We start from the raw sequence: 25,814 nt of genomic DNA on the forward strand, positions 1-25,814 counted from the left end.
CTTCGTGCTTCATGGGAGTGCCCCCATTCCCGTATACGGAGCCTGCCGTCTTCAGGAACCGTATACCCCCCTAGGGTATTCCTCAACAGGAATGATCAAGAGGGGCGCTCGCGGAGCTTCTTCAGGAGTTCGATGTCGGCGACGTGCCCGTCCTTGCCGCCCGGGGTCTCGATGATCAACGGTACGTTCTCCGTGGCCGGATGGCGCAGGAGAGCACGGAACGCCTCCTCGCCGATGTGACCTGCACCGATGTTCGCGTGGCGGTCCTTGTGGGCGCCCACGACGTCCTTCGAGTCGTTGGCGTGGATCAGCTTCAGGCGCCCCTCGCCGACCGTCTCCACCAGCAGGTCCAGCGTCTGCGCCGCCCCGTGCGGCCCCGCCAGGTCGTGCCCGGCGGCGAAGATGTGGCAGGTGTCGAGGCAGACGCCCAGCTTGGGGTGGTGGTCGAGCGCGTCGAAGTACGGGCCGAAGTCCCAGGTCCGCGAGCAGAGCGAGAAACCCTGGCCCGCCGTCGACTCCAGGAGCAGGTACGGATCGTCCTCGTGGGTCAGCTCGTCGAGGAGCGGCAGCATGCGCTCGCGCACCTGGGCGAGGGCCACCTCGCGCGGGCGGCCGCCGGTCGCCGAGCCGGTGTGGACCACGACGCCCTTCGCGCCGATCTCCCGGCCGCGGCGCAGCGAGTGCCGCAGCGACTCCACGGACTTCTCCACCGTGGCCTCGGTGTGGGAGCCGAAGTTGATCAGGTACGGGGCGTGCACCCAGGCCGAGATCGACTCGGCCTCGCACTCGGCGCGGAACCGCTCGTCCTGGGCCGGGTTGCCGACCGGCGTGGCCCAGCCGCGCGGGTTGGCGACGAAGACCTGCACGGTCTCGGCGCCGAGCTCGCGGGCGTAGCCGAGGCCGGTCGTGGCGAGGCCACCGGCCACGGGGACATGGCCGCCGACGGGGTTGCGCATGAGTCTCTAGAGTCCCTTGATCGTGATGGTGATGGTGGAGCCCTCGGCCGCGGTCCCGCCGCCCTCGACGGACTGGCTCGCGACCGTGTCGCCGAGATAGGGGAAGGACTTCTTGACCTTCACCTCGAAGCCCGCGTCCTCCAGGGCCGTCCGCGCGTCGGCGGTCGTCTCGCCGGTCACGTCCGGGACCTCGACCAGCTTCGGGCCCTTGGAGACGGTGAGGGTGATGACGTCGCCCTCGGCGGCCCGGCTGCCGCCGGCGAGGGACTGGGCCGCGACGGTGCCGGCCTCCTCCGGGGAGTTGATCCGCTCCGGGGCGACCTTGACGGTGAGCCCCTCCTCCTGGAGGGCGGCCGTGGCGTCGGCGACGGTCTCGCCGCTGACGTCGGGCACGTCGATCGGGGAGCCCTTGCTGACCACGAGCGCGACGGCCGAGTCGGGGCTGCGCTCGGTGCCGGGCTCCGGATCGGAGCTGATCACGGCGCCCTGCGCGACGGAGTCGCTGAAGGCGTAGGTGATCACCCCGGGCGCCAGGCCCTCGTGCTTCAGGGCGCGCTTGGCCTCCCCGAGCGGCTTGTTCTTGAGGTTGGGGACCTTCACGATCTCCGGACCGCGGGAGAGCGTGAGGGTGACCGTGCCGTTGCCCCGGACGCGCTCGCCGGGGGCCGGGTCGACGGCCATGACCGTGCCGCGCTCGTACACGTCGCTGAAGGCGCGCTTCGTGGTGCCGACGTCGAGACCGGCGTCGGTGAGGCGCTTCGTCGCGGCGGCCTCGGACTGGCCGAGGACGGCGGGGACACGGGTGAACTGGCCGGAATTGATGTACCAGACGCCGGCGCCGAGGCCGAGAGCGAGGAGGACGGCGACGACGAGGAGGAGGGGACCGCGCGGAGGCCGCCTGCGGGCGGCGGGCGGTGCCTCCGGGGCGGGCAGCCGGTTGGTGTGCTCGGTCGCCGCCGGTACGGGGCGGGCGATCACGCTCGTCCGGTCCTCGGCGGTGTCCCGGGCCTCGGGGCGCGCCAGCGGAGGCACCGCGTCCAGCTGCTCGTCGCCGAGCCCGGCGCGGGCCTCCCGGAGCAGGGCGAGCAGGGCGACGGCGTCGTACGGACGGAGCTCGGGGTTGCGGGCCGTGGCCGCCGCGACCAGGTCGTCCAGCTCCGGGGCGAGGCCGGGGACGGTGGCGGAGGGGGCGGGCACGTCGGTGTTCAGGTGCTGGTAGAGCACCTGGGCGGGGGTGTCGCCGGAGTGCGGCTTGCCGCCGGTGAGCATCTCGTAGAGGACGACACCGCAGGCGTACACGTCGGCGCGGGTGTCGGCGGTGCCGTGCTCGATCTGCTCCGGCGCGAGGTACGAGACCGTGCCGAGGACCGCGCCGGTCGTGGCGGTCGCCGAGCCCACGGCCCGTACGAGACCGAAGTCGGCGACCTTCACCCGGCCGTCGTCCCCTATCAGGACGTTCTCCGGCTTCATGTCCCGGTGCACGAACCCGGCCCGGTGCGCGGCGCCGAGCGCGGCGAGCACCGGCTCCAGGATGTCCAGCGCGGCACGGGGCGACAGGGCGCCCCGCTCGCGCAGGACGTCGCGGAGGGTGCAGCCGGCGACGTACTCCATCGCCAGATAGACGTACGCGCCCTCGGCGCCCTGGTCGAAGACGCCGACGACGTTGGGGTGCGCGAGCCGGGCGACGGACTTCGCCTCGCGGATGAACCGCTCGACGAAGGCGGCGTCGGTGGCGAGGTCGGGGTGCATCACCTTGAGCGCGAGGACGCGGTCGAGGCGGGTGTCTACGGCCCGGTAGACCGTGGCCATCCCGCCGACGGCGATGCGCGCGTCGACGCGGTAGCGGCCGTCGAGCAGCCGCCCGACGAGGGGGTCCTGAAGGGTCGTGTCCACGGCGACGAGTCTACGAGGGCGGTACGGGGTGCCGGGCCTGGCGCCCGGCACTGCAGCGCACCTGTGACGCGGGGCCCGCGTCTGTGCGGGGCGTCGCCCACCCCGTGTGGGGCGGTGCCCCCGCCCCGTGTGGGCAATCGTCCCGTACCCCACCCACCCCCGTGTGGGCAATCGTCCCGCTGGGGCGGGACGGGTGGGCACACGGGACGGCGCCCTCTGGCGGCGCCTCCGCGTTCCGGGCCTGGACCCGCACCCCAAGCGGCGGCGCACATCGTGGTGCGGGTTCAGGCGCGGAAGCCTCTGGCGCCGGCAGGGCGCGGGTCCGTTGTGCCCACCCGTTCCGCCCCTTGCGGAACGCCTGCCCACAACGGGGCGGAACGCCTGCCCACAACGGGGGCGGGTGGGCGCCGCCTCGGCGGAACGGTTGACCGTGGTGTCAGAACGCCGGGCGTTCTGGGTCCAGGTGGGCCTGGCCCGTCGTCGGGGAGGACGCGGACGCGAAGTGGCGGCGGGGGATCCGCCCCGCCCGGTGCGCCAGGCGGCCCGCCGAGACCGCGTCCCGCATCGCGGAGGCCATCAGCACCGGCTCCTGCGCGCGCGTCACCGCCGACGCCAGCATCACCGCCGCGCACCCCAGCTCCATCGCGAGCGCCGCGTCCGAGGCCGTGCCCGCGCCCGCGTCGAGGATGACCGGGACTCCGGCCCGTTCCACGATGAGCTGGAAGTTGTGCGGGTTGCGGATGCCGAGCCCGGAGCCGATGGGGGAGCCGAGCGGCATGATCGCGGCGCAGCCCACGTCCTCCAGCTTCCGGGCCAGGACGGGGTCGTCGTTGGTGTAGGGGAGGACGGTGAAGCCGTCGTCGACCAGCGTCTCGGCCGCGGCGAGGAGCTCCTCCCCGTCCGGGAGGAGGGTCCGCTCGTCGGCGACGACCTCCAGCTTGATCCAGGACGTGCCCAGCGCCTCCCTGGCCAGCCGGGCCGTGAGGACGGCCTCGCCGGCCGTGAAGCAGCCCGCGGTGTTGGGCAGGACCTGGATGCCGAGCCGGTTCAGGACCGACAGGACCGAACCCTGGACCGTCGGGTCCAGGCGCCGCATGGCGACCGTCGTCAGCTCCGTACCGCTGGCGACGAGGGAGCGCTCCAGGACGTCGAGGCTGGGAGCGCCGCCGGTGCCCATGATCAGGCGGGAGGAGAACTCCGTACCGCCGAGGGTGAAAACGTCGTCGGACATCGCTCAGCCTCCCTGTACCGCCGTGAGGACCTCCACCCGGTCGCCCTCGCCGAGCAGCGTCGTGGCCCACTCGCCGCGCGGTACGACCGTCTCGTTGAGGGCCGCCGCGACCCCGGACCGGGCCGTGGTCAGGGTGGTCACCAGGTCGTCCAGGGAGAGCGGGGCGGAGAGCTCGCGCGTCTCTCCGTTCACGGACACGTTCATGCGGGCTGCTCCTGACGTACAGGGGAGAAACGGCGGGGGGTGAAGGGGCGCGCCTCGTCGGGGAGGCTGCCCGTGGTGAGCGCCTCCGCCATGACGTCGCCGGTGACGGGGGTGAGCAGCACCCCGTTGCGGTAGTGGCCGGTGGCCAGGTGCAGGCCGGGCAGGGCGGTGGGGCCGAGCAGCGGCGCGTTGTCGGGGGAGCCGGGGCGCAGCCCGGCGCACGTCTCGGTGAGCGGCAGCTCGGTGAGGCCCGGGACCAGCTCGTGGGCGTCGCGCAGCAGCTCGTACACCCCGCCCGCCGTCACCGTGGTGTCCCAGCCGAGTTCCTCGCTGGTGGCGCCGACGACGAGCTCGCCGTTCTCGCGGGGCACCAGGTAGACGTGGCTGCCGCGGACGACGGCCCGGACGGTGCGGGACAGGAAGGGGGCGTACGGCGCGGGGACGCGGAGCCGCAGGACCTGGCCCTTCACGGGGCGGACCGGCGGCAGCACCTCTTCCGGCACGCCCGCGAGCCGCCCGCTGAGGCTGCCCGCGGCGAGCACGACCTGGTCGGCCGTCAGCTCCTCGCCGCCGGTGAGGAGGACCCCGCGGGCTCGGTCGCGGACGACTGTCAGGCGCTCCGCGAGCGTGCGGTGGAAGACCACCCCGGCCCGCTCGCAGGCCACCACGAGGGCGGCGGCAAGCCGGCGCGGGTCGACCTGGTGGTCGCCGTCGACCCGCAGTCCGCCGCGCACCCCCGGGGCCAGCATCGGTTCGAGGCGGCGGCAGTCGCGGCCGCTGAGCCATTCGGAGACGAGGCCGCAGCGGGTCTGCAGGGCGTGCAGTTCGCGCAGATGGGCCCGGTCGTCGGCGTCGAGGGCGACGGCGAGGGTGCCGCAGGCCCGGTAGCCGACGTCGTGGCCGGTGGCCTCCGCCAGTTCGGTGACGAACGCGGGGTAGCGCTCGGCGGACGCGAGATTGAGCCCGAGCAGGGTCTCCTCGCCGTAGTGGAGTTCGGTGACGGCGGCGAGCATGCCGGCCGCGACCCGCGCGGCCCCGCCGCCCGGGTCCGGGTCGACGACGGCGGTGCGCAGTCCGCGCTGCGCGGCCCGCCAGGCCGTGACCAGGCCGATGATGCCGCCCCCGACCACGAGGACATCGGAAGAACGCATGGGCGTCCAGCCCCTCCCTTCGCCGGCATGACCCGGATCAGGTTCGTACGGTCGGAGGCCGTCCCAGCCTCCCTCTCAGCCCGGTGCGTCCGGGCTCCCGCGAGTGCTTTACGCCCGCCAGACTAGCCCGCGTCGATACCGGGCCACAGACCCCTCCCTTCCTGACGGATCGTCAGATGCGTAAGGTGGTCGGGTGAGCGAGCAGAAGCAGGCCCAGCAGCACGTCGTGATCGTCGGCGCCGGAATGGCGGGCGTCCAGACCGCCGTCGCCCTGCGCGAGCAGGGCTTCACCGGACCCCTGACCCTCATCGGGGCCGAACCCCACCAGCCCTACGACCGGCCACCGCTCTCCAAGGCGATCCTCCTCGGCAAGGCCGAGGACTCCGCCTTCGAGATCGACTTCGAGGACCTCGGCATCGAGCTCCGCCTCGGCCTGGACGTCACCGGGCTGCGCGCCGCCGACCACGAGATCGACACCGAGGCCGGACCCGTCGCGTACGACATCCTCGTCGTCGCCACCGGCGCCCACCCCGTCACCCTGCCCGGCACCGAGGGCGTCCCCGGGGTCCATCTGCTGCGCACCCTCGACGACGCCGTGCGCCTCGGGCCCGTCCTCGAGCGCCGCCACGCCGTCGTGGTCGTCGGCGCCGGCTGGATCGGCGCCGAGTTCGCCACCGCCGCGCGCGAGGCGGGCTGTGCCGTCACCGTCGTCGAGGCCGCCGACCGCCCCCTCGCCGGAGCCCTGCCCGCCGAGGTCACCGCCCCCATGGCCGAGTGGTACGGGGCGAACGGCGCCGAACTCCTCACCCACGCGCGCGTGCTCACCGTCGAGCCCGGTGCGCCCGGCCGCGTCGTCCTCGCCGACGGCCGCGAACTGGCCGCCGACGCCGTCGTCGTCGGCATCGGCGCCCGCCCCGCCACGAGCTGGCTCACCGGCTCCGGCATCGCCCTCGACCCGAGCGGCGCCATCACCGCCGACGACCGGCTGCGCACCTCGCTGCCCGATGTGTACGCCGTCGGCGACTGCGCCTCCTTCCCCTCCGCCCGCTACGGCGAGCGCCTCCTCGTCCACCACTGGGACAACGCGCTCCAGGGCCCGCGCGCGGTCGCCGCGGCGATCACCGGGGCCGCCGACGTGCCGTACGACCCGGTGCCGTACTTCTGGTCCGAGCAGTTCGGCCGCTTCGTCCAGTACGCCGGGCACCACGCGCACGCGGACGAGCTGCTGTGGCGCGGCGACCCGGCCGACGAGGCCTGGTCCGTGCTCTGGCTGCGCGCCGGGGTGCCGGTGGCGCTCCTCGCGGTCGGCCGCCCCCGCGACCTGGCCCAGGGTCGCAAGCTCATCGAGGCCGCCGTCCCCGTCGACCCGGAGCGCGCCGCGGACCCGTCCGTCCCCCTGAAGGCGGCAGTCCGGTAGGGCCCGACTACCGACTGTCAGTCCGGGATGGCAGGCTTGTCCTGTGACCGAGATTGACGTAAAGATCGATGCGCTCGTCCCCGCCTGGCTCTACGTGCCCGACATCGCGGAGATGCTCGATATCGACGTGGTGCGCGTGCGGCAGCTGATCAAGGAAGGTCAGCTCATCGCGGTGCGCCGCGGCGAGAACAACGCCCTGCAGATCCCCGCCGCCTTCATCCAGGGCGACAGGATCGTCAAGGGCCTCGTCGGGCTCCTGACCGTCCTGCGGGACGACGGCTTCACCAACGAGGAGATGCTGGAGTGGCTCTTCACTCCGGACGAGAGCCTGCCGGGCACGCCCGCGCAGGCGCTCAACGAGAATCGCGGCACGGAGGTGAAGCGCCGCGCCCAGGCGCTCGCCATCTGAGGCGTTCCTCGCCGACGTAAGAACGCACCGAAGACACCACCCGCGGGTGTCGCGGCGCCCCGCCCCTCGCGGGCGGGCGCTGCGGCACCGGCGCACGAACGGGGGGAACCCACCCATGTCCACGCCTCGTGAGCGGCTCGCCGACGCCCGCCTCTACCTGTGCACCGACGCCCGGAAGCGCCAGGGCGACCTGCCCGCCTTCCTCGACGCCGTGCTCTCCTCCGGCGTGGACATCGTGCAGCTCCGCGACAAGGGCATGGAGGCCGGTGAGGAGCTGGAGCACCTCGCCGTCTTCGCCGAGGCCGCCCGCCGGCACGGCAAGCTCCTCGCCGTGAACGACCGGGCCGACGTCGCCCACGCCATCGGCTCCGACGTCCTCCACCTGGGCCAGGGCGACCTGCCCGTGCCCGCCGCCCGCGCGATCCTCGGCGACGAGCTGCTGATCGGCCGCTCCTGCCACGCCGAGTCCGAGGTGGCCGCGGCCGCCGCCGAGCCGGGCGTGGACTACTTCTGCACCGGCCCCTGCTGGCCCACCCCCACCAAGCCCGGACGGTACGCACCGGGGCTCGGCCTCGTGCGGTACGCGGCGGGTCTTGCCCAGGACCGGCCCTGGTTCGCCATCGGCGGCATCGACGAGACCAACCTCGACGAGGTCCTGGACGCGGGCGCCCGCCGGATCGTCGTCGTCCGTGCCATCACCGAGGCCGACGACCCCGCCGCCGCGACGGCCGCCCTCGCCAAGCGGGTCCGCGAGCGCGCCGAGGTGTAGGACCGTCCGAAGCCGCGGGAAGCCGTCCGGCGAGTTGTCCGAAAAGGTGTCCAACACTCGGACAGCGCTCACGCGGCTCCCCGGACCGCGTCTAACCTGCCGGTATGGCCCTTGGAACCGCATCCGTCCGATCGGACCGTGCACGCACGGTGCGCGAGATCCTCGCTGCCGGTGACACGTCGTACTCCTTCGAGTTCTACGCGCCCCGGACCGAGAAGGGCGAGCAGGTCCTCTGGAACGCCATGCGCCGGGTCGAGGCGGTAGGCCCCAGCTTCGTCTCCGTGACCTACGGCGCCGGCGGCTCCACCCGCGGCGGCACCGTCAAGGCCACCCAGAAGATCGCCTCCGACACCACCCTCACCCCCGTCGCCCACCTCACGGCCGTCGACCACTCGGTCGCCGAGCTGCGGAACGTCCTCGGCCAGTACGCCGACGCCGGCATCCGCAACATGCTCGCGCTGCGCGGCGACCCGGCCGGCGACCCGCTGGGCGAGTGGATCGAGCACCCGGAGGGCGTGAAGTACGCCGCCGACCTCGTCCGGCTCATCAAGGAGTCGGGAGACTTCTGCGTCGGCGTCGCGGCCTTCCCGGAGATGCACCCCCGCTCCACCGACTGGGACACGGACATCCGGCACTTCGTGGACAAGTGCCGCGCGGGCGCCGACTACGCGATCACCCAGATGTTCTTCGACCCGGAGAACTACCTGCGGCTCCGCGACAGCGTGGAGAAGGCGGGCTGCGAGACCCCGATCATCCCCGAGGTCATGCCCGTCGTGAACGTGAAGACCCTCGACCGGCTGCCCCAGCTGAGCAACGCCGTCTTCCCCTCGGATGTGAAAGAGCGCATCCTCGCCGTCAAGGACGATCCCGTCGCTGTACGCTCCATCGGTATCGAGTTCGCGACGGAGTTCTGCGCACGTCTGCTCTCCGAGGGTGTCCCCGGACTGCACTTCATCACGCTGAACAGCTCCACCGCGACGCTCGAGATCTACGAGAATCTCGGACTGCACCAGCAGTCGTGACCGGTCGTACCCGCCCCGACCCGCGGCGGTGACCGTGGAGAGGGGCGGCGGGGCATGGGGTGGACGGTCCTCTACATCGCGTTCGGCGTGGTCGCGCTGTGGCTGCTGGGGGAGGTGCTCCTCCAGTACAAGGCGCGGCTGCGCTGGCGCCTCCTCGCCTTCGGCGGCTTCCTCTGCGTGGTCCTGGGCGTCCTGCTGCCCTCGGTCGTCGTCATCATCGCGGGGGCCGTCGCCTTCGCCGTCGGCCAGACCTATGTGACGCTCTCCTTCCGCCGCGGCTTCTCCACCGGCTGGGCGATCGGCGGCAACCCGGGGGCGAGCCGCCGCCGCAAGGCCGCCGGACCGGCCGCGGCCGGTGCCACCCTGGAGGTCACCGAGCTCTCGTACGACTCGGAGGACACCGCGTACGGCACGGAGGACGGGCCCGGTCACGAGGGGCACCCGGAGACCGCCGCCGAGACGACCGCGGTCTACGAGCCGCAGCCGATGCCCGAGGACACCGGCCAGTACGGGGTCTACGGCACGGGCTACGACTCCTACGCGTCCGGTTACGAGCAGCCCTCGTACGAGCAGCCCGCCTACGGACAGACCTCCTACGAACAGCCCGGCTACGAGCAGCAGCCGGCCTACGACTACGGCGCCGCCGCCGGGCAGCAGCAGTACGCCGCGTACTCCGACCCGTACATCGGCCCGGGCACGGACAGCCAGCAGTACACCCCGTACTACACCGACCCGTACGCCCCCTCGTACACCTACGACACCCCGCCCGGCGGCGTCTGGGTCCCGCAGCAGCGCGACACCGACCAGGCCCCGCAGCAGCAGGCCCCGTACGGCTACGAGCAGCCGCACCCGGACGACCAGTACCGCTACTGAGGCCCGTCCGGCGGATCAGGGCCGGACAGGCCCCAGGGCCTACTGGGAGCCGCGGAAGTCCGCGCCCTCCACGATGAGTCCGGCCACCAGCGCGCCCGACATGCCCGCGTGGGCGAGCCCGCCGCCCGGGTGCGACCAGCCGCCGGCGAAGTACAGGCCGGGCAGCGGGGAGCGGTTGGCGGCCGGCAGGAGCAGACCGCCCGCTCCGGCGAGCGCCGGACCCGGCACCTCGGCGGCGCCCGTGTCCCGCAGGACGTCCTCCGGGGTGCGGACGTGCCGCCACAGCAGCCGCTCCGCGAGCCCCGGGACCGCCCGCCCGGCCGCCTCGACCATCCGGTCGGCGAAGGCCGTGAAGTCCTGCGCCGGCGCGGTGCGCACGGTCGCCGTGACCGTCACCGACTCGTGGTCCCCGTCCGGGCGCAGCGCCGGGTCGTCCGGCCGCAGCACGGTCACGGCCGGCCGGCCGCCCTCCGCGTGCACGACGGTCCGGTGGACCGCGTCCGCCTCCCGGGCGCCACGCAGGGCCAGACAGACCGTCACCCGGCCCGTGCCGATCACCTGGTGACGAGGCTCCTCGCCGTGGTGGAACGCCGGCACCGGGGCCCCGGACACCACATGGTCAGCCTCGACCGTCTCGCCGCCCGCAAGCCGCACCCCGGCCGCCCGGCCGTCCTTCTCCAGGACGTCCTCGACCGGTGCGTCGAACACGAACTCCACCCGCCGCTTCCGGCACCGCTCGTACACCGCGTCGGCGAGCGCCCGCAGGCCCCCGCCCATGTACCAGCTGCCGAAGGTCTGCTCCAGGTACGGCAGGACGGCGGCCGAGGCCGGGACGGTCGCCGGGTCGAAGCCGTACGACCAGGCGTACGCGTCGAGGAGGGCCGCGAGCCGCGGATCGCGCAGCTCCCGCGCCCCGACCTGGGCGAGTGTCGTCGTCGGGCGCCTCAGCAGGCCCGCCTTCAGGGCCGGGTACGGCTCACGGGCCAGTGGTGCCGGGTCGGCCGGCTGCGGCTCCTCCAGGAGTGGGCGCCGGGTCCGGTCCCAGGCCTCGCGGGCCCGGGTCAGGAAGTCGCCCCAGCGCTCACCCGCCCCCGCGCCGAGCGCCGCGTCCAGAGCGGCGACCGTGCCGGCCCGTGAGGCGTTCGGCAGGTCGACGCGGGTGCCGTCGGCGAAGACATGACGGGCCGCCGGATCGACCTGCGTCAGCGAGACGCACTCCTCGAGAGGCTCCTTGCCGGTCTTCACGAACAGGTCCCGGTAGACGGCGGGCAGATGCAGCAGCCCGGGGCCGGTGTCGAAGGCGAAGCCGTCACGCTCGAAGCGGCCGACCGCGCCGCCGTACGTCGACGTCTTCTCGTACACCGTTACCGTGTGTCCGGCGACCGCCAGTCGGGCCGCCGCCGCCATGGCGCCGAGTCCCGCGCCGATCACCACAATCCGTGCCATGCGGGCGAGTCTATTTGGCGCCTCCGACACCGCCGGAGGGCAGGCCGGGCACGGTCAGAAGTGGTCCGACCCGTCGTCCGGCGGGCCCTGGGCCCGTGGGCGCGTCCCCATGGTGGCGAGCCGTCTCTCCTCCCGCCGCTGGGACCGGCGGCGCCAGAAGCGGCGGATCCGCTGCGCCAGGAAGACCACGATCGCCAGGCCCGCCAGGAGCAGGACGGCCGCGATGACCGACGCCGCCACGGGATGGAAGACGGCGAAGGTGACGAGCGCCGCCACCCCGAGATCCTCCGCCAGGCTCAGCGCGACGTTCGAGAACGGTTCCGGCGTGGTGTTGACCGCCATCCTCGTCCCGGCTTTGACGAAGTGACTGAGCAAGGCCGTCGTACCGCCGACCGCGCCCGCCGCCAGCTCCGGCAGCGAACCGTTCTGCCCGGCGAGCAGGGCGCCGACCACGGCTCCCGCGATCGGCCGGATCACCGTGTGGACGGAGTCCCATATCGAGTCGACGTACGGAATCTTGTCCGCCACCGCCTCGCACAGGAACAGCACGCCCGCCGCGACGAGGACATCGGTGCGCTGCAGGGACGCGGGCACCTCGTCGGTCAGCCCGGTCGCGCCGAAGATGCCGAACAGCAGGACCACCGCGTACGCGTTGATCCCGCTCGCCCAGCCGCTGGTGAACACCAGGGGGAGTACGGACACGCCCGCGATCGTAACCAGGACTGAGTATCCGTACCTAGGGGTCGAGATGAGTAGGTGCGCGGATGGGGCCGGTGCGGGCGGGAGGAGAGAGTGGAGCCCACGGAAGGGGCGCGGCTCCGGTACCGCCGGCACGGGGCTGCGGAACGGGGGCCGCGCACCTGCCGGCACGGGGGTGCGAAAGAAGCCGGTGCGGCGAGGCTCGGGGGGATCGAGCCTCGCCGCACCGGCGTTTTCATGACCTACGCGCGCGGTGGCGGCGGCCGTCGTGCGTCCGCCTCAGCGGCCGCCCACGCGCCCGTGCAGCAGGCGGGAGAGCGCCGCGTGCACGTCGTCGAGCGAACGCTCGCTCTGGAAGGCCTGCCAGTCGAGCGCGGCCACGAGCACCATCCCGACCAGCGCCGCGGCCGTCAGCTGGACGTCGATCTCCTCGCTCAGCTCACCGGCCGCGACCCCCTCGCGCAGCACCCCCTCGACGACCGCGACGGCCTCCTGACGCACCACCAGGAGGGTGGAGTTCCAGGCCCGGTTGGTGCGCCAGAGCTCGGCCACGTACAGCTGGGTGAAGGCCGGGTAGCGGTCGATGAAGACGAGGCCCGCCCGGATCATCGCGTCCAGCGCGTCGACCCGGCTCCCGCCGCGCTCGGCGGTCTCCTCGGCCGCCGAGCGCAGGGAGGCGGTGAGCATCGACACGCCGTGGCGCAGCAGCTCCTCGAAGAGCTCCGTCTTGCTCTTGAAGTTGTAGTAGACGGTGCCCTTGGCCACGCCGGCCCGCTCGGCGATCTCGTCCACCGTCGTCGCGGAGAAGCCCTGCTCCGCGATGAGGGTGACGGCCGCCTCGTAGAGCTTGGTGCGCGTGGCCTGGCGTCGGGTGCTGCTGCTGTCCATGGCGTCGATTCTCACAGGTTCAGAGCGACAGTTCGGGGTGGAGCCGGTCCATCGTCCACACCTGCTTCTTGCGTGCCGACACGGCGGTCAGTGCCAGGGCGCCGACGGTGAAGGCCGCCAGGACCGCGCAGGCCTGCCAGACCGGTCCGATCCCGCCGCCCGTGATCAGCCGGCGCAGGGCCTCGACCACGTGGCTCATCGGCAGGAACGGGTGGACGGCGTTGAAGAAGGCCGGGCTGGTCTGGACGGGGTACGTGCCGCCCGCCGAGGTCAGCTGGAGCATCAGGAACGCGAGCACCAGGATCCGGCCCGCCGCGCCGAAGCGGGCGTTGAGCCACTGGATGATCGCGGCGAAGCAGCAGGTGACCAGGGCGAGGAAGCCGATCGTGCCGGCGGCGCGGTCCATCTGGAGGCCGAGGCCCCAGTGGAGGACCGACATCAGGGCCGCGACCTGCAGGATGCCGATCGCCGCCACCGGGAGCCAGCCCGCGAGCGCGATCCGCCAGGCGGAGCCGCCCGCCGCGAGGGCGCGCCGGTTCAGCGGCTGGATGAGCATGTACGCGACCATCGCGCCGACCCAGAGGGAGAGCGGGATGAAGTACGGGGCGAAGCCGGTGCCGTAGTTCGGGGCCTTGTGCAGGGACTGGGAGGCCAGCTTGACCGGGTCGGCCATGACCTCCGTACGCCGGTCGCGGTCCTGCTGGTCGTAGTCCGGGATCTGGTCGACCCCGTCCTTCAGACCGGTGGCGAGGGTGCCCGAGCCGTCGGCCAGCTTGAACAGACCGCCGTCCAGGTCGCCCGCGCCCTTCCTGAGCTTGCCGACACCGGTGTCGAGGCTGACCGAACCGGTCTTGGCCCGGGTGATGCCGGTGTGCAGCTGGTCCGCGCCGGTCGCGACCTTCTGCGCGCCCGCGTTGAGCTCGTTGATCTTCCGGATGGCGCCCTCGACGTCCTCGTCGAGGTGCGGGGCGCGGGCGGCCAGCTCGTCGGCCTGCTTCTTCAGCTTGGCCAGGCGCGCGTCCAGGGTCTTCAGGTCGTCGGTGTTGTCCTTGGTGAGCTCGTGCACGTCGTCGGCGATCGTGGCCACGTCGCCGGCGGTGACCGAGGCCTCCTTGAGCTTCTGGCAGATCCGGGGGTCGAGCGGGGGAGTGGCGGCGGGGGCCTCCAGGCACAGCTCGCGGTGGAGCCGGCCGAGACCGTCGTCGGCCTTGTGGGCCGCGGTGCGCACCAGGGGCGCGCGCTTCACCAGGTCGTCCAGGTTGTGGCGGGCGGCCGTGGCCGAGTCGGAGACGAGACGGGCGGTGTCGCGGATCGACTTTCCGTTGTTCGCCAGGTACGGGCGGACCTTGTCGGCGGTGCCGTTCACCTTGTCGGCGAGGGCCTGCGTGCCGTTGGCGACCTTGCGGGAACCGTTCTCCAGGTCCTTGGCGCCCTTGTCGAGCTTCTTCAGACCGGAGGCCAGGTCGCCGCTGCCGGCCTTGGCGTCGGTGAGGCCCTCCGACAGGCTCTTGGAACCCTTCTTCGCCTTGTCCACGCCCTGCTTGAGGTCGGCCGCGCCCTTGGCGGCCTTCGCGGTGGCGTCGTGGATGTCGGAGAAGGAGATGAAGATCTTGTCGAGGAAGGTGCGGGAGGACTTCGTGGAGGCCGCGGTGCGCACCTCGGAGAAGACCGTCCGGGAGATCTGGCCGACGATGTAGTTGTTGGCGTCGTTCGTCCGCACCTGGAGCGCGCCGGTCTCGGGGGCGTCGCCGGAGCTGGAGGCGATGCGGGAGCTGAAGTCGCCGGGCATGGTCAGGGACAGGTAGTACGTCCCGTCCTCCACGCCCGCGCGTGCCTCGGCGTCGCTCACCCGGTGCCACTCGAAGGTCTTGCTCTCCAGGAGCCCCTCGGTGATGTCGTCACCGGCGTGGATCTCCTTGCCGCCGGCGGTGGCGCCGCGGTCCTCGTTGACGAGGGCGACGGGGATCTTGTCGAGCCTGCTGTACGGGTCCCAGAACGAGTACAGGTACAGGGCGCCGTACAGCAGGGGCAGCAGCAGGATCGCGACGAGCGCTGCGCGCGGCAGCTTTCCCCTGCCGAAGCGCTTCAGCTCAAGCGCGGCCAGTTTCGGCGAGCGCATCGGCCGCCCCCTCCTCGGTCGTGGCGTCGGTGGTGTCGTCGGTGGCCTCGGTGGCCTCGGTGGCCTCGCTGGCCTCCGTGTCCGGGGCCTCGGTGTCTGCGGCCTCGGTGTCCGGGGCCTTGGCCTTGCTCTCGCCCGGGACCGTCGTGATGCGCAGGGCGTCCTCGGGGGCCTCGCTGCAGACGGCGAGGACCGTCGTCCCGGACGCGGCCAGGGAGCGCAGCAGCGCCCAGGCCTCGGCGCGGTCGGCGTCCGAGAGCTTCAGGTCGGTGTCGTCCACGGCGAGCAGCCGGGGACGGCCGATCAGGGCCAGGGCGATCGAGAGCCGCAGCGCTTCGAGGCGCTCCAGATCCCGCACGGAGGTCCGCTCGCCCTTCGGCAGGGCGTCGAGGTCCAGGCCGGCGGCCTTCAGGGCCTCGTCGATCCGGGCCAGGGACGTGGCCGCCCGCTCGGCGGGGCGCCGCAGGAGGGCCCGCACGGAACCGTCGAAGCGGCGCTGGAGCAGGGCCCGCTCGCGCAGGTGCTCGGCGACCGTGAAGGCGGGGTCGAGCTCGCTGACGCCCGGGACCTGGCCGAGCGCGCTGATCCGGCGTACGGCGGCCATCTTGCGGGGCAGGGGGAGGCCGCCGACCTCGGCGTGGCCCTCCGTGGCCTTCATCCGGCCGGTGAGCGCGAGCAGCAGACAGGTGCGGCCCGAGCCCGAAGGGCCCTCGATCGCCACCAGCGCGCCCGGCTCGGCCCGGAAGGAGACCTCCCGGAAGGCCCAGCCGCGCGGTCCCTTCAGTCCGAAGCCGTCCGCGACGACGGTGGCTCCGTGCGGCTGTTCCTCGGTTTCGGTGCCCACGGACTCACCCCCCATTCCCCTTTTTGAACTGACCAGTCAGTTCAAAAGTTACCCCCGGGTTGGCTTTCAGGCAAAACCCCAGGTCAGCGCGATTGTCAGTGGGGCACGGCACGATGAACACATACGGCCACAGCGCCGTCACGCGACGACAGGAGGCTCGTCATGGCAAGCCCATCCGCAGCAGCCGCGCCCCGCCGCCGTCCCACCCCCGGGGAGGCGGGACCCGGCTCCGACATCCACCCCGTCCCGCGCCGCTCCGCCGCCCCGCCCGCCGCCCTCGACCTCCTCGCCAAGTCCCGCGCCGGACTCGCCGAGGCCGCCGTCCTCGACCGCCCCCACGAGCGGTACGCCACCGCCCACCTCGCCGCCCTGCGCGCTGCGGCCGCCGTGCTCGCCGCCCGCGGCAGGCCCGACACCCGGCCCCGCCACCGGCAGCGGATAAGGAGCGCCTGGGAGCTCCTCCCCGACCTCGCGCCCGAGCTGACCGAGTGGAGCGCCCTCTTCGCCGCCGGCGCCCAGCGCAGAGCCCGCGCCGAGGCCGGCATCAGCAGCGCCGCCACCCGGCGCGAGGCCGACGACCTGCTCAGGGACGCCGCCCACTTCCTGCGCCTGGTCGAGAAACTGCTCGCCCTCCAGCCGGTACTGCCCCGCCAGCCCGGGGCCGACGAGTCCGGAGGATGATCCGGAAGAAGGGGGCGAGGCCATAGGGTGGGGAGCGTTCGTACCCGTCACCGAGGAGTCAACAGCCGTGCCGGACCCTTCCCCTGTCTTCGGTCGAGAGGCGTCGTCGCGCCCGTCGCGCGCCTCCCTGCGTACCGCCGTCGTCTGGGACGTCCTCAAAGACGCCCTGGACCGCCGGGTCGAGGCCACCGGGAAGGACAGCCTCGACGTCCTCGACACGGGCGGCGGCTCCGGCAACTTCGCGGTGCCGGTCGCCCGCCTCGGCCACCGGGTCACCGTCGTCGACCCCAGCCCCAACGCGCTCTTCGCGCTGGAGCGCCGGGCCGCCGAGGCCGGCGTCGCCGACCTCGTCACCGGCGTCCAGGGCGACATCAAGGGCCTCTTCGACGTCGTCGAGCGCGAGGCGTACGACACGGTGCTCTGCCACGGCGTCCTGGAGTACGTCGACGACCCCGCCGAGGGCCTGCGGAACGCGACGGCCGCGCTCCGCCCCGCCGGCAGCCTCAGCCTGCTCGCCGCCGGCGTCGGCGGCGCCGTCCTCGCCCGCGCCCTCGCCGGCCACTTCACCGAGGCCCGGCACGCGCTCGACGACCCCGCGGGCCGCTGGGGCGCCGGCGACCCCGTACCCCGCCGCTTCACCGCCGAGCAGCTCACCGAGCTCGCCGGCGGGGCCGGACTCGAGGTCGGCGCCGTGCACGGTGTCCGGGTCTTCGCCGACCTGGTCCCCGGCGCCCTCGTCGACACCGAGCCCGGCGCCGCCGAGGCCCTGCTCAAGCTGGAGACGGCCGCCGCGGAGCTGCCCTCCTTCCACGCCATCGCCACCCAGCTGCACGTTCTCGGCGAGAAGCGGGCCTGATCAGGACGGCCACCCGTTCGGCGGTGCGGGCCGTGGTGTGCCATGGAGTACGCCACAGCCCGCCCGATCCGGGGCTCCGCCCCGTATGATCGGGGGACACCATCCGGCATGACGGACAAGGGGCCGGGGAATCAACGCCTCAGCAACCGATCCGCATGGCGGCCCGGATTGGCTATTCGGCATTGAGGGCGGGTTTCACGGGGGCGATTCCCTGCCTATCCTGAAAGGGCCGCAAACCGGTCGCCCCCGCGACCGACGACTAGGAGGACTCCGTGCCGCTCTCGGAGCACGAGCAGCGAATGCTCGAGCAGATGGAGCGAGCGCTGTACGCCGAAGATCCCAAGTTCGCGACAGCGCTCGAGGGAAGCGGACTGCGTACGTACACCCGGCGACGGGTTTACCAGGCAGTCGTCGGCTTCCTGGTGGGTATCGCGCTCCTCATGACCGGAATGGTCTTCCAGGAAGACGGCCTGATCTGGATCAGCGTGGTGGGATTCCTCGTCATGCTGGGCTGTGCGGTCCTGGCGGTCACCGGATGGCGCAAGGCGCCGAAGCCGGGTGAACAGCGGGCGGCCGCGGGCCGTCCGGCTCGGCAGCGACGCTCCATGATGGACCGGATCGAGGCGCGCTGGCAGCGCCGCCGCGATGAGCAGCAGGGCGGCGGCCACTGACGGCCCCGGAGCGGTAGCCCCGCGCCCCCGAAACCAACCGAGCCCCGCAGGGCCCGCGCCCACGAGCGCGCCGGCCCTGCGGGGCTCGCGGCGTTTCCGACCTTGGTGCGCCCGCGCCCGTGCGGGACGGCGCCCACCCGCCGTGTGGGGCGGTGCCCACTCCGGTGCGGGGCGGTGCCCCCGCCCGTGTGGGCAATCGTCCCGCTGGGGCGGGACGGGTGGGCACACGGGACGGCGCCCTCTAGCGGCGCCTCCGCGTTCCGAGCCTGGACCCGCACCACCAGCGACGGTGCACACGTGGTGCGGGTCCAGGCTCGGGAGCCTCTGGCGCCGGCAGGGCGCGGGTCCGTTGTTCCCACCCGTTCCGCCCCAGCGGAACGATTGCCCACAACGGGGTGGGCGTGGGCACCGCCCCGCACGGGGGTGGGCACCGCCCGGCGGGATCGGTGCCCACAACGGGCGGCGGCTCGTCAGTTCGCCTCGCGAGGTGTGCGGCGGAGGCGGGCCGTCAGGGCATGCCGCCGCTCCGACCAGCGCACCGTCGTCGACGACCAGCGGGCCGAGGCTGTCCAGCGGAGGCGGGCCGCCGAGCGCGGGGCCAGGCGGGCCCTGAGCCGGGTGCGGCGGTCGGCGCTCGCGTGGAAGCCCGCACGGATCCGCGCCGCATCGGCGGCCAGGTCGGCGACCGGCCGTGGCCGGGGCGCGTACAGGACCTCCTCCACCGCCCGGGCCACCCGCTGCACCGCGTCCGCGGACTCGCCCCGCAGCTCACCGAGGCGGACGATCCGCGCCGCCGACTTCCTCGGCGTGAGGGAGTCGTCCGGCTCGACCCCGTAGTCCCAGGCCGTGTCGTTGATCTCCTCCCAGACCGCGAGAGGCGCGGCGTCCGGGCCGAGTCGTCGCGCCCGTACCCGCGTCCGCCAGAAGAGGGGAAGGAGGGGGAGCGAGACGAGGAGGACGGCTGCCAGGGACAGGAGCAGGACCGTTTGGAGGTCCGGGCCCGAGCCGTCCCCGGAGGCGCCGGCCGCCGCCGCGTCGGGACCGCAGTCGCCGAGCTTCTTCATCTGCGGGGTGCAGCTCTCCGGGGCGCTCGGCGCGGCGGACGGCTGCGCCGAGGCGCTCTGCTGCGGCTGCGCGGGCCCGGTGGCGGTGCCCGAGGGGGTGTTCTCGCGGGTGTACGTGGGGGTGGAGCCCCGCGAGGGGGTCGGCTCGAACCGCGTCCACCCGGCACCCTCGAAGTACAGCTCGGGCCAGGCGTGCGCGTCCCGGATGCCGACGGAGACCGATCCGTCGGTCTGCGTCGTGCCCGGCATGAAGCCCACGGCCACCCGGGCCGGGATGCCGAGGGAGCGGGCCATCGCCGCCATCGAGAAGGAGAAGTGGACGCAGAAGCCCTCCTTGTCCTTCAGGAAGCGGGAGATCGCCTGGACCCCGGTGCCGGACACCACGTCGACGTCGTAGCGGAAGCCGCCGTCCTGGGCGAACCAGTCCTGGAGCTTCACCGCCCGCTCGTAGTCGTTCCGCGCGCCCTTGGTGACGTTCAGGGCCGTCGCCCGCACATCGGCCGGCAGCGTCGTCGGCACCTTGGTGTACTCGCGGCGCAGCTTCTCCGGGGCGGGCCCGGCGGCGGCCAGCTGCGCGGCCGTCGGCTGTACGTCCAGGCTGGAGACCTGGTAGCGGGCGCCCTTGGTGGTCTGCTTGTCGTCGCCGACGAGCATCCGGCCGGCCGGCTCGTACCGCCAGCGTCCGTCGATGTCGACCCGGCCCGCCGGGTACGGCATGGGCAGCCACTTCTGCTCGTACGCGTCGGAGGCGACGAAGTTGCTGGTCACCTCGGTGATCCGGACGCTCTGGGCGAGGCCCTCCGGCCAGGGCAGCTGCTTGGGCACGTCCTCGATCGGGCGGACCGAGGACTTCCACGAGGTGCCGTCGAACTGGTCGAGGGCGACGAGCCGGAGGTACATCCCGCTGGTGTCGCGGGCGTTGGTCCGGTAGCGAAGGACCTCCCGGTCCTCCGGCTGGCGCAGATTGTTCTGCAGGGACACCAGCGGGTTCACCGCGGCGATCGTGCCGCCCTTGCCGGAGCCTCCGCTCCCCTCGCCGTCGCCGCCGAAGAGACCGCCGGAGAAGCCCGGCAGCGCGAACGGCACCACCAGCGCGATGCCCATGGCGACGGCGCCGATCCGGCGGCCGGTGCGCGCCGGGGCGAAGGCGGGGCCGCCGCCGGCGGCGACGCTGGAGCCGGGCCGGCCGGAGCGCTGGGCGCCGCCGAAGACCCGCCCCCACTGGGAGAGCCGGTCACGGCCCTCGGCGAGGAGCAGCAGCAGATAGCCGGAGGCCGCGAGGAGGAACCAGAGCCAGCCCGCGCCGCCGCCCGAGAGGCCGGCGGCCACCGAGTACAGGGCGAGCAGCGGCAGGCCGGCCGGGGCCGCCTTGCGGAAGGTGACCGCGAGGGCGTCCACCAGGAGTCCGATCGCGATGACGCCGCCGACCAGCATGAGCCGGATGCCCTCGGTGTCGGGCGCGGGGATCGCGTACCGGCCGACGTCCTCGGCGCCCGCCCGGAACAGCTCGGCGGCGTGCGTGAAGACCTCGGGGCCCGGGACGAGCCACAGGAAGGCCTGCTCCCGGGCGAAGAACACGGTCAGTGCGAGGAGCGCGGTGACGGTCTGCGCGAGCAGGGTCAGCGGCCGGGCCAGCGGCACCCGCCGGGTGAGCGTGCCCACCCCGCTGACCAGGGCGAGGACGAAGGCGGCCGTGAAGATCCAGGTCGCCGGCTTCACCAGGGGGAGCAGTGCCCCGGCCGCCATCAGGGTGGCGGCCCAGGAAGCGAGCGTCAGCCGGGTGCGGCCGCTCATGACCATCCTCCGTAGGTGTCGGCGGCGGCGGTCTCCGGACGGAGCCCGGCGGCCTGCTGCCACAGGTCGGCGAGCGAGGCGCCGGCCGGCACGGCGAGCGCCGTCCAGCCCGCCTCCTGCAGCTGCCGCACCCGGTCCTCGACCGCTCCGGCGACCGCGCCGCCGGTGAGCCAGGTGCCGGAGTCCAGGACGAAGGCGACGGCCGCGCCGGTCCGCCCGCGCATCTTGGCGGCGAGGGCCGCCTGCTCCTCGTCGAGGTCGCCGAGGAAGGCGATGAGCAGCCCGTCGCCGCCGCCGCGCAGCACTTCGGAGGCGCGGGAGAACCCGGCGCCCTCGGAGTGGTCGACGACCGCGAGGGTGTCCATCATCAGACCGGCCGCCTCGGCCGAGTCCTGTGCCGAGCCGGCGAAGCCCTCGGATCCCTCGCCGGGGATCGCGCTGCCGGTGTCGGTGAGCAGCCGGACCGCGTAGCCGCGCTCCAGCATGTGGACGAGCGCGGAGGCGGTGCCGGAGACGGCCCATTCGAAGGCCGAGTCCGGGCCCGCGCCCTGGAAGGCGATCCGGCGGGTGTCGAGGAGGACGGTGCAGCGGGCCCGCTGGGGCAGCTCCTCGCGGCGGACCATCAGCTCGCCGTAGCGGGCGGTGGAGCGCCAGTGCACCCGGCGCAGGTCGTCGCCGTGGCGGTAGGTGCGCGGGATGACGTCGTCGTCGCCGGCGAGCGCGAGGGAGCGGGACTGCCCGTCCCCGTACCCCCCGGCCTCGCCGAAGAGCTTCACCGGCGGCAGGGCCTCGGTGCGGGGCACGACGGTGAGGGTGTCGTACGCGCTGAAGGACCGGGTCAGCTCGCACATCCCGAAGGGGTCGTTGAGCCGCAGCTGGAGGGGGCCCAGCGGGAAGCGGCCGCGCAGGTCGGAGCGGACCCGGTAGGACACCTCGCGCCGCCCGCCGGCCTCGACCCGGTCGAGGACGAAGCGGGGGCGGGGCCCCAGCATGTACGGCACGTGGTCCTGGAGCATCAGGAGGCCGGTGGGCAGCTTGGAGACGTTCTCCATCCGCAGCTGGACCCGTGCCTCGGTGCTGGTCTCCACCCGCTGGGGGGTGAGCCGGCGGGAGGCCGCGACCCGGTAGCGGGTCCGGTGCAGCACGAGGACGCAGATCAGCGGGAGGGCGGCGAGCAGCAGCCCGACGCGCAGCAGATCGGCCTGTCCGAGGACGTACGCGCAGGCGGCGGCGGCCACCCCCGCGGCGAGGAAGGAACGGCCGCGGGTGGTGAGACCGCCGAGGGCGGCCCGCAGACTGCCCCGGTCGTCCTCGTCGCCCCGCGGTCCGTCCGGCACGGCGGAGCCACTCATCACAGCCGCCGGGCGCCGGGCTGCTGCTGGCCGTAGAGGGGTCCGGCGGGCGGGGCGGCGGCCGGGACGGGGGTGCGCTGGAGGATCTCCTGGACGACCTGCTCGGCGGTGCGGCGGTTCAGCTGGGCCTGCGCCGTCGGCAGCAGCCGGTGGGCGAGGACGGGCGCGGCGAGGGCCTGGAGGTCGTCCGGCAGGACGTAGTCGCGGCCGCTGAGCGCCGCGGAGGCCTTGGCGGCCCGCACCAGGTGGAGCGTGGCCCGGGGGGAGGCGCCGAGCCGCAGGTCGGGGTGGGTGCGGGTGGCGGCGACGATGTCGACCGCGTACCGGCGTACCGCGTCGGCGACGTGGACCGCGCGCACCGCGTCGATCAGCTTGAGGATGTCGTGGGCGTGGGCGACCGGCTGGAGGTCGTCCAGCGGGGAGACCGAGCCGTGCACGTCGAGCATCTGGAGCTCGGCCTCGGCGCTGGGGTAGCCCATGGAGACGCGGGCCATGAAGCGGTCGCGCTGGGCCTCGGGCAGCGGGTAGGTGCCCTCCATCTCGACCGGGTTCTGGGTGGCGACGACCATGAACGGGCTGGGCAGCTCGTACGTCTGGCCGTCGACCGTGACCTGGCGCTCCTCCATGGACTCCAGGAGCGCGGACTGGGTCTTCGGCGAGGCGCGGTTGATCTCGTCGCCGATCACGATCTGGGCGAAGATCGCGCCCGGCTTGAACTCGAAGTCCCGGCGCTGCTGGTCGAAGATCGACACGCCGGTGACGTCCGAGGGCAGCAGGTCGGGCGTGAACTGGATGCGGCGCACCGAGCAGTCGATGGACCGGGCCAGTGTCTTGGCCAGCATGGTCTTGCCGACGCCGGGGACATCCTCGATCAGGAGGTGCCCCTCGGCGAGCAGCACGGTCAGCGAAAGCCGTACGACCTCGGGCTTGCCCTCGATCACACTCTCCACCGATCTGCGGACTCTCTCCACAGTGGTGGTCAGATCAGCGAGGCTCGCTCGATCGTCATAGGTCGTCACCCCGGCCCTCCTCGGCCTTTCGGAACTGTCGTCCGAGCATTGTTGTTGCCGTGGCCGGGCCTGTCACTTGCATGCGGACAAGTGCGGGGGAAATGCCAGGGTTTGACGGATTACGCCGGGTCGATCTCGCGCAGCAGACCCGTCGTCACGTCGAAGACGAAGCCCCGGACGTCGTCGGAGTGCAGCAGGAAGGGGGAGGTCCGCACCCGCTGCATCGACTGCCGGACGTCCTGGTCGACGTCGCGGAAGGCCTCGACCGCCCAGGCGGGGCGCTGGCCGACCTCGTCCTCCAGCTCGTGCCGGAAGTCCTCGGTGAGCGATTCGAGACCGCAGTTCGTGTGGTGCACCAGCATCACGCTGCGGGTGCCGAGAGCACGCTGGCTGATGGTGAGCGAGCGGATGACGTCATCGGTGACCACGCCGCCGGCGTTGCGGATCGTGTGGCAGTCGCCGAGTTCCAGGCCGAGGGCCGCGTGCAGGTCGAGGCGGGCGTCCATGCAGGCGACGACGGCGACGCGCAGCACGGGCCGTGCGTCCATTCCCGGGTCGCTGAAGTCGGCGGCGTAGTGGGCGTTGGCCTCGACGAGACGGTCGGTGACCGTCGAGCCGGTGCGTATGGCGTCGGCAGAGGGGTGCGCGGAGGTCGACATGGTTCCGACGGTAATGGTCACGCCCCTTTCCGGCCCGCTGTGAGAGGGGACAAAGAACATCAATGAGTCTTGTTGTGAGCTAACCCACAGGTGGGACTCCCCGCGGTTGTGCGACCCGCCAGTCGGTTGATTGACCGGCGGGTCCCGTGGACTAAAGTGACGCGAAGTTCACGGAGACAACGAGCGATTTTCCGCGGTTTCTCCCCCGTGTGTGCGGCGGTACCTACGGCTCGGCCTCTCCCGCGGTACGTGCCTCCGCGCCGGATCTGAGAGGGCGCATTGAGCAACGACCGACACGTCCCGGTGATGCTCCAGCGGTGCCTGGACATGTTGGCCCCCGCACTGCAGCGCCCCGGCGCGGTCGTCGTCGACTGCACCCTGGGCCTCGGCGGCCACAGCGAGGCCCTGCTGCAGCGGTTCCCCGAGGCGCGGCTCGTCGCCCTCGACCGCGACAAGGAGGCCCTGCGGCTCTCCGGCGAGCGCCTCGCCCCGTACGGGGACCGGGCCACCCTCGTCCACGCCGTGTACGACGAGCTGCCCGAGGTCCTCGACCGGCTCGGCATCCCCAAGGTGGACGGCGTCCTCTTCGACCTGGGCGTCTCCTCCATGCAGCTGGACGAGGCCGACCGCGGCTTCGCCTACGCCCAGGACGCCCCGCTGGACATGCGCATGGACCAGACGACCGGCATCAGCGCGGCCGAGGTCCTCAACACCTACCCGGCGGGCGAGCTGGTCCGGATCCTCCGCGCGTACGGCGAGGAGAAGCAGGCCAAGCGGATCGTCTCCGCGATCGTGCGCGAGCGCGACAAGGAGCCCTTCACCAACAGCGCCCGGCTCGTCGAGCTCATCCGCGACGCCCTGCCCCAGGCCGCCAAGCGCACCGGCGGCAACCCGGCCAAGCGCACCTTCCAGGCCCTGCGCATCGAGGTCAACCACGAGCTCGACAGCGTCGAGAAGGCCATCCCGGCCGCGGTGAAGGCCCTCGCCGTCGGCGGCCGGGTCGTCGTCCTCTCGTACCAGTCCCTGGAGGACCGGATCGTCAAGGGCGTCTTCGCGGCCGGCGCGGCGACCACCGCGCCGCCCGGGCTCCCGGTCGTCCCCGAGAAGTACCAGCCCCGGCTGAAGCTGCTCACCCGTGGCGCCGAGCTGCCCACGGAGGAGGAGGTCGCCGAGAACCGGCGCGCCGCCCCCGCCCGGCTCCGGGGCGTCGAGCGCATCCGGGAAGACGTCCTGTGAGCACGGCGAAGGGGCCCGTCAAAGGGCGGGCCGCGCGGCTCGGACGGCTCATGCCGTCGGGGCCCAGCTCGGCCGCCCGCACCCCCTTCGTCCTGCTCGTCTTCGTGCTGCTCGGCGGCGGGCTCATCTCCCTGCTCCTGCTCAACTCGGCCCTCAACCAGGGCTCCTTCAAGCTGAACGAGCTCAAGGTCAAGACCACCGAGCTCACCGACGAGGAGCAGGCGCTCCAGCGGGACGTCGACGACTACGCGGCCCCCGACGCCCTGGAGCGGCGGGCCCGCGAGCTCGGCATGGTCCCGGGCGGCAGCCCCGCCTTCCTGGGCCCGGACGGCAAGGTCCTGGGCGAACCCTCGGTCGCGGTCGCCCCGAAACCGACCCCGAAGCCCAAGCCGAAGCCGAAGCCGTCGGCGAACGCCGGCACCACCTCGACCGGCACCCTTCCGACCGGCGGAAGCCCCACCGGTCCGGGCCCCACGAGCACCGGCCAGGCGTGGACGTCGCCGGGACCGGATGTCCAGGACCCCACGGCACCGCAGACGCCCACGAACCCGACAACATCCGGCAGGTGAC

The 25,814-nt window shown here is 73.3% G+C and carries 24 protein-coding genes and 1 riboswitch; of the genes, 10 read left to right on the forward strand and 14 right to left on the reverse strand.

Annotated elements, in window-relative coordinates:
* Nucleotides 1-95: 95 nt before the first annotated feature.
* The 5 genes from AC07AW_RS11130 to thiO form a co-directional block, all read right to left on the reverse strand.
* On the reverse strand, nucleotides 96-956 hold the full coding sequence (locus AC07AW_RS11130; protein WP_478815136.1) for a deoxyribonuclease IV: 861 nt from the start codon (nucleotides 954-956) through the stop codon (nucleotides 96-98).
* A gap of 6 nt (nucleotides 957-962) precedes the next feature.
* On the reverse strand, nucleotides 963-2,849 hold the full coding sequence (gene pknB / locus AC07AW_RS11135; RefSeq protein WP_478815137.1) for a Stk1 family PASTA domain-containing Ser/Thr kinase: 1,887 nt from the start codon (nucleotides 2,847-2,849) through the stop codon (nucleotides 963-965).
* Between the two features lie 436 nt (nucleotides 2,850-3,285).
* Nucleotides 3,286-4,080, reverse strand: a complete 795-nt coding sequence (locus AC07AW_RS11140) for a thiazole synthase (RefSeq protein WP_478815138.1) — start codon at nucleotides 4,078-4,080, stop codon at nucleotides 3,286-3,288.
* Nucleotides 4,081-4,083: 3 nt separating this feature from the next.
* Nucleotides 4,084-4,284, reverse strand: a complete 201-nt coding sequence (gene thiS / locus AC07AW_RS11145; RefSeq protein ID WP_478815139.1) for a sulfur carrier protein ThiS — start codon at nucleotides 4,282-4,284, stop codon at nucleotides 4,084-4,086.
* Entirely contained in the window at nucleotides 4,281-5,435 is a 1,155-nt protein-coding gene (gene thiO / locus AC07AW_RS11150; RefSeq protein WP_478815140.1) for a glycine oxidase ThiO, read from the reverse strand. Before thiO ends, thiS begins: the two co-directional genes overlap by 4 nt.
* Nucleotides 5,433-5,546, reverse strand: a riboswitch (TPP riboswitch). (Overlaps the previous gene by 3 nt.)
* Before the next feature lie 82 nt (nucleotides 5,547-5,628).
* Here thiO and AC07AW_RS11155 point away from each other — a divergent pair.
* From AC07AW_RS11155 to AC07AW_RS11175, 5 genes are all read left to right on the forward strand, one after another.
* A complete protein-coding gene (locus tag AC07AW_RS11155; RefSeq protein ID WP_478815141.1) occupies nucleotides 5,629-6,852 on the forward strand; it encodes an NAD(P)/FAD-dependent oxidoreductase in 1,224 nt (407 codons plus the stop codon).
* 43 nt (nucleotides 6,853-6,895) lie between these two features.
* Nucleotides 6,896-7,261, forward strand: coding sequence for an Rv2175c family DNA-binding protein (locus AC07AW_RS11160; protein ID WP_478815142.1), 366 nt, complete (start codon nucleotides 6,896-6,898; stop codon nucleotides 7,259-7,261).
* 115 nt (nucleotides 7,262-7,376) lie between these two features.
* Nucleotides 7,377-8,030 (forward strand): thiamine phosphate synthase, encoded by a 654-nt coding sequence (gene thiE / locus AC07AW_RS11165; protein WP_478815143.1) that lies wholly within the window; start codon nucleotides 7,377-7,379, stop codon nucleotides 8,028-8,030.
* Nucleotides 8,031-8,134: 104 nt separating this feature from the next.
* A complete protein-coding gene (gene metF, locus AC07AW_RS11170; RefSeq protein WP_478815144.1) occupies nucleotides 8,135-9,052 on the forward strand; it encodes a methylenetetrahydrofolate reductase [NAD(P)H] in 918 nt (305 codons plus the stop codon).
* Between the two features lie 54 nt (nucleotides 9,053-9,106).
* Entirely contained in the window at nucleotides 9,107-9,925 is an 819-nt protein-coding gene (locus tag AC07AW_RS11175; RefSeq protein ID WP_478815145.1) for a hypothetical protein, read from the forward strand.
* Between the two features lie 39 nt (nucleotides 9,926-9,964).
* Here the strand turns inward: AC07AW_RS11175 and AC07AW_RS11180 are convergent, their stop codons facing one another.
* The 5 genes from AC07AW_RS11180 to AC07AW_RS11200 all read right to left on the reverse strand — a co-directional run bounded on the left by AC07AW_RS11180 (nucleotide 9,965) and on the right by AC07AW_RS11200 (nucleotide 15,921).
* Entirely contained in the window at nucleotides 9,965-11,371 is a 1,407-nt protein-coding gene (locus AC07AW_RS11180) for a phytoene desaturase family protein (protein ID WP_478815146.1), read from the reverse strand.
* Between the two features lie 54 nt (nucleotides 11,372-11,425).
* Complete coding sequence (locus tag AC07AW_RS11185) at nucleotides 11,426-12,073, reverse strand: DUF4126 domain-containing protein (protein WP_478815147.1); 648 nt, start codon at nucleotides 12,071-12,073, stop codon at nucleotides 11,426-11,428.
* A gap of 276 nt (nucleotides 12,074-12,349) precedes the next feature.
* A complete protein-coding gene (locus tag AC07AW_RS11190; protein WP_478815148.1) occupies nucleotides 12,350-12,958 on the reverse strand; it encodes a TetR/AcrR family transcriptional regulator in 609 nt (202 codons plus the stop codon).
* A 19-nt stretch (nucleotides 12,959-12,977) separates the two neighbouring features.
* Entirely contained in the window at nucleotides 12,978-15,077 is a 2,100-nt protein-coding gene (locus AC07AW_RS11195) for a YhgE/Pip family protein (RefSeq protein WP_478815149.1), read from the reverse strand.
* Entirely contained in the window at nucleotides 15,049-15,921 is an 873-nt protein-coding gene (locus AC07AW_RS11200) for an ATP-binding cassette domain-containing protein (RefSeq protein WP_478815150.1), read from the reverse strand. Before AC07AW_RS11200 ends, AC07AW_RS11195 begins: the two co-directional genes overlap by 29 nt.
* A 162-nt stretch (nucleotides 15,922-16,083) precedes the next feature.
* Here AC07AW_RS11200 and AC07AW_RS11205 point away from each other — a divergent pair, with 162 nt between their 5' ends.
* The 3 genes from AC07AW_RS11205 to AC07AW_RS11215 all read left to right on the forward strand — a co-directional run bounded on the left by AC07AW_RS11205 (nucleotide 16,084) and on the right by AC07AW_RS11215 (nucleotide 18,129).
* Nucleotides 16,084-16,602, forward strand: coding sequence for an SAV_6107 family HEPN domain-containing protein (locus tag AC07AW_RS11205; protein WP_478815151.1), 519 nt, complete (start codon nucleotides 16,084-16,086; stop codon nucleotides 16,600-16,602).
* Between the two features lie 67 nt (nucleotides 16,603-16,669).
* Complete coding sequence (locus tag AC07AW_RS11210; RefSeq protein WP_478815152.1) at nucleotides 16,670-17,458, forward strand: methyltransferase; 789 nt, start codon at nucleotides 16,670-16,672, stop codon at nucleotides 17,456-17,458.
* A gap of 272 nt (nucleotides 17,459-17,730) precedes the next feature.
* Entirely contained in the window at nucleotides 17,731-18,129 is a 399-nt protein-coding gene (locus AC07AW_RS11215; protein ID WP_478815153.1) for a DUF3040 domain-containing protein, read from the forward strand.
* Nucleotides 18,130-18,599: 470 nt separating this feature from the next.
* Here AC07AW_RS11215 and AC07AW_RS11220 read toward each other — a convergent pair whose 3' ends face one another.
* From AC07AW_RS11220 to AC07AW_RS11235, 4 genes are all read right to left on the reverse strand, one after another.
* A complete protein-coding gene (locus AC07AW_RS11220) occupies nucleotides 18,600-20,987 on the reverse strand; it encodes a transglutaminase TgpA family protein (RefSeq protein ID WP_478815154.1) in 2,388 nt (795 codons plus the stop codon).
* A complete protein-coding gene (locus AC07AW_RS11225) occupies nucleotides 20,984-22,339 on the reverse strand; it encodes a DUF58 domain-containing protein (RefSeq protein WP_478815155.1) in 1,356 nt (451 codons plus the stop codon). The genes AC07AW_RS11220 and AC07AW_RS11225 overlap by 4 nt, the downstream gene beginning before the upstream one ends.
* A complete protein-coding gene (locus tag AC07AW_RS11230; RefSeq protein ID WP_478815156.1) occupies nucleotides 22,339-23,358 on the reverse strand; it encodes an AAA family ATPase in 1,020 nt (339 codons plus the stop codon). The genes AC07AW_RS11225 and AC07AW_RS11230 overlap by 1 nt, the downstream gene beginning before the upstream one ends.
* A 110-nt stretch (nucleotides 23,359-23,468) precedes the next feature.
* Entirely contained in the window at nucleotides 23,469-24,008 is a 540-nt protein-coding gene (locus tag AC07AW_RS11235; RefSeq protein WP_181924661.1) for a beta-class carbonic anhydrase, read from the reverse strand.
* A gap of 279 nt (nucleotides 24,009-24,287) precedes the next feature.
* On the opposite strand from AC07AW_RS11235, the gene rsmH reads away from it, so the two are divergent.
* Both rsmH and ftsL read left to right on the forward strand, forming a co-directional pair.
* Nucleotides 24,288-25,244: a 16S rRNA (cytosine(1402)-N(4))-methyltransferase RsmH gene (gene rsmH, locus AC07AW_RS11240; protein ID WP_351180639.1), complete on the forward strand. Its 957-nt coding sequence runs from the start codon at nucleotides 24,288-24,290 to the stop codon at nucleotides 25,242-25,244.
* A complete protein-coding gene (gene ftsL, locus AC07AW_RS11245) occupies nucleotides 25,241-25,813 on the forward strand; it encodes a cell division protein FtsL (protein WP_478815157.1) in 573 nt (190 codons plus the stop codon). The genes rsmH and ftsL overlap by 4 nt, the downstream gene beginning before the upstream one ends.
* Nucleotide 25,814 lies beyond the last annotated feature (1 nt).

This window comes from Streptomyces sp. NPDC044003 (assembly GCF_056435185.1).

Coding starts and splice junctions, on each gene's coding strand:
- AC07AW_RS11205 (WP_478815151.1), top strand. CDS start 16,084: ATGGCAAGCCCATCCGCAGCAGCCGCGCCCCGCCGCCGTCCCACCCCC.
- AC07AW_RS11235 (WP_181924661.1), bottom strand. CDS start 24,008: ATGTCGACCTCCGCGCACCCCTCTGCCGACGCCATACGCACCGGCTCG.
- AC07AW_RS11130 (WP_478815136.1), bottom strand. CDS start 956: ATGCGCAACCCCGTCGGCGGCCATGTCCCCGTGGCCGGTGGCCTCGCC.
- metF (WP_478815144.1), top strand. CDS start 8,135: ATGGCCCTTGGAACCGCATCCGTCCGATCGGACCGTGCACGCACGGTG.
- AC07AW_RS11195 (WP_478815149.1), bottom strand. CDS start 15,077: ATGCGCTCGCCGAAACTGGCCGCGCTTGAGCTGAAGCGCTTCGGCAGG.
- thiE (WP_478815143.1), top strand. CDS start 7,377: ATGTCCACGCCTCGTGAGCGGCTCGCCGACGCCCGCCTCTACCTGTGC.
- AC07AW_RS11225 (WP_478815155.1), bottom strand. CDS start 22,339: ATGAGTGGCTCCGCCGTGCCGGACGGACCGCGGGGCGACGAGGACGAC.
- AC07AW_RS11220 (WP_478815154.1), bottom strand. CDS start 20,987: ATGAGCGGCCGCACCCGGCTGACGCTCGCTTCCTGGGCCGCCACCCTG.
- AC07AW_RS11175 (WP_478815145.1), top strand. CDS start 9,107: ATGGGGTGGACGGTCCTCTACATCGCGTTCGGCGTGGTCGCGCTGTGG.
- thiO (WP_478815140.1), bottom strand. CDS start 5,435: ATGCGTTCTTCCGATGTCCTCGTGGTCGGGGGCGGCATCATCGGCCTG.
- AC07AW_RS11180 (WP_478815146.1), bottom strand. CDS start 11,371: ATGGCACGGATTGTGGTGATCGGCGCGGGACTCGGCGCCATGGCGGCG.
- AC07AW_RS11190 (WP_478815148.1), bottom strand. CDS start 12,958: ATGGACAGCAGCAGCACCCGACGCCAGGCCACGCGCACCAAGCTCTAC.
- thiS (WP_478815139.1), bottom strand. CDS start 4,284: ATGAACGTGTCCGTGAACGGAGAGACGCGCGAGCTCTCCGCCCCGCTC.
- AC07AW_RS11140 (WP_478815138.1), bottom strand. CDS start 4,080: ATGTCCGACGACGTTTTCACCCTCGGCGGTACGGAGTTCTCCTCCCGC.